Here is a 3,875-nt window from a genome sequence, read left to right as displayed (position 1 = left end):
GGCTGGCCTGCCGGCCCGGGGCGCCGCTGCTCACCGAGGGCCAACTCGTGCTTGCCACCGAGGTGGAGCACGGTGAATACCCGGCGGCCGTGCTCCACGCGATCGCCGAGGGCCGCACCCAGTACAACGAGATCAAGGACTATATTCGGGCTGAACCGGCCCGTACTCTGGATCGGCTCGTCGAGCTGCGGCTGGTCGAACGGCTGATGCCCGTCACCGAACCAGCGCGCAGCCGCCGGCGCGTCTACCGGATCGCCGACAATTTCCTCGCTTTCTATCTCGGCGTGCTGTCCCGGTACCGCGCGGAGATCGAGCGTGGATCAGGGAAAGCACTGCTGCCAGTACTGATCGAGAGTCTGGACGGCCATCTCGGCAAACCGTGGGAGGAAGCGTTTCGCGAGCACCTACGCCGACTCGCGGTCGCCGGCGCGCTGGGCAGGGACATCGTCGCGGTCGGGCCTTGTTGGAGCGCGGGTGGGCAGAACGAGATCGATGCGGTCGTGCTCACCGAAGGCTCTGCCCGGGCACGCCTTGCGCTGTGCGCTCGCGAGGAGATCCGTAACGCGCCGCCAGGATGTCTCACCGTCACTGCCGCCGACATCTTCGATCAGCAATATCCACCCGAGCCGCGCCGGAGCTCTCTCATCGGGACTTGGCTGGAGTACGCCGCCTGGGCCGCTGCATGTGAGCGTCCAATGGTGCTCTCATGCCGCCTTACCTCTCGGCGAGGCGCTCCGAGTCTGACCGGCCGAGGCCGCCACGAACGGCAAGGTGGCGAAGGAGGCCACCCGCGCGGAGGCCCAGCCGGCGATCGCCCCACCGGCCAGCGCGCTGACCACGAGAACACCGCTCTCGATCATGGTGGCCCGGCCGATCCAGGTCTCGTAGAGCTTGCTCGAGCCTGTCTCCTCCAGGACGACGTCGTAGACGATGCTGTCCACGGTGCCGGAGCTCAGCGCGAAATAGATGCCGAGGATCATGGCCACGGCGATATAGGTCGCAACGTTCCTGCTCAGGCCGGCCGGTCGGCTCCCTACTTAGCCCAGGCCGGTGTGCGGGAGGCAGTGCTCGGCTTCGAACAACCCGGGGCGGCTGGCCAGGAGAAGGTCCCGGTTTTCGACGCGGGGCCCGGTGGCGGGCAGCGACCAGGTCAAGCCAGACCCGGTCGCGCAGCTCGATGCCGTCGATGACGACGCAGCCGGGGTAGCCCGTCGCCGCCGTGAAAGCGTCGCGTTCGACCGAGCGGAACCGGAACCCGCGCCGCTGGTAGAAGCGCAGGTTGTCGATGTCGGCGGCGGCCGTCGCGACGAGCAGCGCGGTCACCGGAGCACCCGCGAGAAGCTCGACCAGTGACTCGATGAGCGCCCGGCCTATCCCATGTCCCTGATGGGGCTTCAGCACTGCCATGTTCTTGATCTCGACCGTCTGTGGGTGTCCGGTGGGAACGAATTGAAGATGTCCCACGATTCGGTCGTCGAGGAGCGCGACCAGAACGTGGCCGAGGTGGAGGTAGGCGTCGAGTTGACTGGCCGAGTCTTCGGCCAGCTCGAACAGAGGGCGGAGCTCGCGTCGATCGCCCTGGTACTGCTGAATTCGTGGTGTCGTGGTCATGGCTCTTTTTAGCAGCGCCAACCTGCGCCGGCCGTTTCCGCCACCGGTCTTCTCCATGGCTGACCGGACAGCCTCGGGCTGGCCCGCCAACATCGCCGCGCGTTGAGGATGGCGCGGGTGTGGAGGAGGTCGAAACCGGCGCGCTGCGTGTTCTGCTGGGACTTCGATCCCGGCTGAGTCGTCACGGTGGCGACGTCGCAGCCGGCCACCACGGCGTACCGCATGACCCCGGGGCCCGCCGTTCGGAAGCAGCGGTTACTCCTCGCCAAGAATCCGTAGACCACGATGATCCCTGAAGTACATGCAGTCCTTCGGGTTCAAGGTGGCGAGCGGCAGATTGTGAGTGAGGCAGCACGCCGCGATCCACATGTCGTTGACTGGACGGGGCTGTCCGGCCCGGGTGGCGGCTGCGGAGAGTACGCCCCAGGTGGCAGCGACGGCTTCGTCTCCGGGTAGTACAGGGATTCCTGAAAGCCAGTCGGCGAGTTCCCGACGTCGACGACTACCCCAGTCTCGCGGATCGGTCCACTTGGTGAGCTCACCGAAGGTCACGAAGGTGATCAGCGGCCGGCGGCCGATCAGGCGGGTTGCCACGGGCCTGCTGAGCCTGCGCTTGTGACTCAGGGACACGATGTCGGTGTCAAGGACGACGGGCTGCACGGCGACGGCTCAGGCGACGGCTCAGGTGACGGCTCAGGCGACGTCGCGACGACGCTCGGCGTAGGTGAACGCGAGGAACTCGTCGAGCTCCTCGTCGGAATCGAAGGTGTCAGCGGCCAGGTCGTCGAGCGAGCGGATGGGTTGGGTACCTCTCGTGGCCAGGAGCTCCTCGACGGTGACCGTGGGGCGCAGCGGCGGGTACAACGGATGGCCGATCCCTGGAGTGCTCATGGACGAGACCTCCTCGCTGGCGTCTCCGGCACACTGCAGCCAGGACCGGCATACGGCGCGACGCACAGCTCGCGACCCGTGCAGCTGTGGCATGGATACACAGGTACGCCCCTTCCACCCGGACGAGTTCATCCAGCCCGCGCCGATGGATGGGCGGCCGGCTTGTGGACGTTCGTCTGCGAGGCGGGCGGCGGCCATCCCCAGCCAGGACCACACCGCGGGCTGGCGACCACCCCGCAGACGGCCGGGTAGCCCGGGTTGACGGAGAAATTCGGCCTGGATGTCGAGCTGCCCGCCGTGCTCACCGAGCACCGGGCCGGCGGGTGGGTACGGCCCCGTGGAGCGGACGTACGCCCGTCGCCGGCCGAAGGACTTCGCACGCCTGGTGGCGCACTGCGGGCATCGCCCGGTTCGTATTGTGCGAACTTGACGACTAGCAAAAGGTTGGACGAAATCCCAGGTCGCACCAATAGTCCTGAATACCTGTGGACAGAACCGGGCGCAACCCGAACCGCCACCCCACCATCCCCGGCCCCACGATCAACATCCCCGATCGCACAAGCAGGCCGTCTGCCAGCGGAAACGTGCGGCCACGGCGGGGAACGTCCATGCACGGGGCGCGGGTCACGACCCGGGATGACACCAGTGGTCGAAGCCGGCAGACCATGGCCCCGAGCGCCAGCCCGGACATCCGCCGTTGAGTGGTGCGCTCGGGTAGCGGGAACGACACGTCCACGATGACCGGTATTACATGGTGGGACGCTGCCCGCTGTTCAATCACTTCGCTGTTGACCGACATGCGGATAGGGAACGAGCAATGGTTGAGACCTGTGGATCGGCTGGGGAGGGCGTACCTTCCCGGTGATCGAGGTTGAGGTCTCAGTCAGACCGACGTTGGCGCGTCGGTCTGGAAGGCGCGCCCGTGCTCACGGTAGTCCCCGAAGACGGCACGCCCGCCGATGGTCCGGCGAGCAGCCCGTCGCTGATCGACGAGATCGTGCGGGAAGGTGCCCGGCGGATGCTCGCCGCCGCCCTGGAAGCCGAGGTCGACGCCTACATCGCGGAACTCGCTGACCAGCGTGACGAACGCGGCCGCCGGCTGGTCGTCCGTGACGGTCACGCCCAGCCGCGGCAGGTGATGACCTCCGGCGCCGTGTTCGAGGGCGGCCAGCTCATCGAACGACCCACCACCCCACCCGTGACCCAAGCCGCCTAGCGATCACCATCCACAAGTCTTGGCAATTCCTCCAGGGAAACCGGACGGGCGCCCCCGCCTCGGATCAGTGTCGGGTCGCCGGCAGATCAACCGCGGAGACCTGAGGACGGGTCACTGCCCGGTCGTGACGGCACCGAGGCCGGCACGGTCGAAACGG

Annotated in this window: 5 protein-coding genes and 3 pseudogenes; 4 read left to right on the top strand and 4 right to left on the bottom strand. The window is 67.4% G+C overall.

Translation table 11 applies throughout. The features are described from left to right. Positions 1-206 precede the first annotated feature (206 nt). Positions 207-467, top strand: a pseudogene (locus AC08OO_RS13240) (DUF234 domain-containing protein); the annotation flags it as partial. 237 nt (positions 468-704) lie between these two features. Here AC08OO_RS13240 and AC08OO_RS13235 read toward each other — a convergent pair. Then, the gene (locus AC08OO_RS13235; RefSeq protein WP_043590956.1) at positions 705-986 is read right to left on the bottom strand and encodes a hypothetical protein; all 282 of its coding nucleotides are present in this window, start codon (positions 984-986) and stop codon (positions 705-707) included. 145 nt (positions 987-1,131) lie between these two features. Between AC08OO_RS13235 and AC08OO_RS13230 the strand changes: the two genes are divergently transcribed. Continuing rightward, positions 1,132-1,353 (top strand): hypothetical protein, encoded by a 222-nt coding sequence (locus AC08OO_RS13230; RefSeq protein WP_476610990.1) that lies wholly within the window; start codon positions 1,132-1,134, stop codon positions 1,351-1,353. On the opposite strand, the pseudogene AC08OO_RS13225 reads toward AC08OO_RS13230, so the two are convergent. Beyond that, a pseudogene (locus AC08OO_RS13225) lies at positions 1,294-1,464 on the bottom strand (GNAT family N-acetyltransferase); the annotation flags it as partial. The gene AC08OO_RS13230 and the pseudogene AC08OO_RS13225 overlap by 60 nt on opposite strands. On the opposite strand from AC08OO_RS13225, the gene AC08OO_RS13220 reads away from it, so the two are divergent. After that, positions 1,456-1,623 (top strand): hypothetical protein, encoded by a 168-nt coding sequence (locus AC08OO_RS13220; RefSeq protein ID WP_162492182.1) that lies wholly within the window; start codon positions 1,456-1,458, stop codon positions 1,621-1,623. The pseudogene AC08OO_RS13225 and the gene AC08OO_RS13220 sit on opposite strands and share 9 nt — an antisense overlap. Positions 1,624-1,866: 243 nt before the next feature. Here AC08OO_RS13220 and AC08OO_RS13215 read toward each other — a convergent pair whose 3' ends face one another. Further along, positions 1,867-2,271, bottom strand: coding sequence for a type II toxin-antitoxin system VapC family toxin (locus AC08OO_RS13215; RefSeq protein ID WP_035910214.1), 405 nt, complete (start codon positions 2,269-2,271; stop codon positions 1,867-1,869). A 33-nt stretch (positions 2,272-2,304) separates the two neighbouring features. Beyond that, positions 2,305-2,502, bottom strand: a complete 198-nt coding sequence (locus AC08OO_RS13210; RefSeq protein WP_043590978.1) for a hypothetical protein — start codon at positions 2,500-2,502, stop codon at positions 2,305-2,307. A 922-nt stretch (positions 2,503-3,424) separates the two neighbouring features. Between AC08OO_RS13210 and AC08OO_RS13205 the strand changes: the two are divergent. Then, positions 3,425-3,658: pseudogene (locus AC08OO_RS13205) on the top strand (IS256 family transposase); the annotation flags it as partial. Positions 3,659-3,875 lie beyond the last annotated feature (217 nt).

Source organism: Frankia sp. CeCAU1 (genome assembly GCF_977971845.1).
The sequence above is the reverse complement of the archived record's forward strand: the minus strand, read 5'-3'. Positions and strand labels throughout refer to the sequence as shown.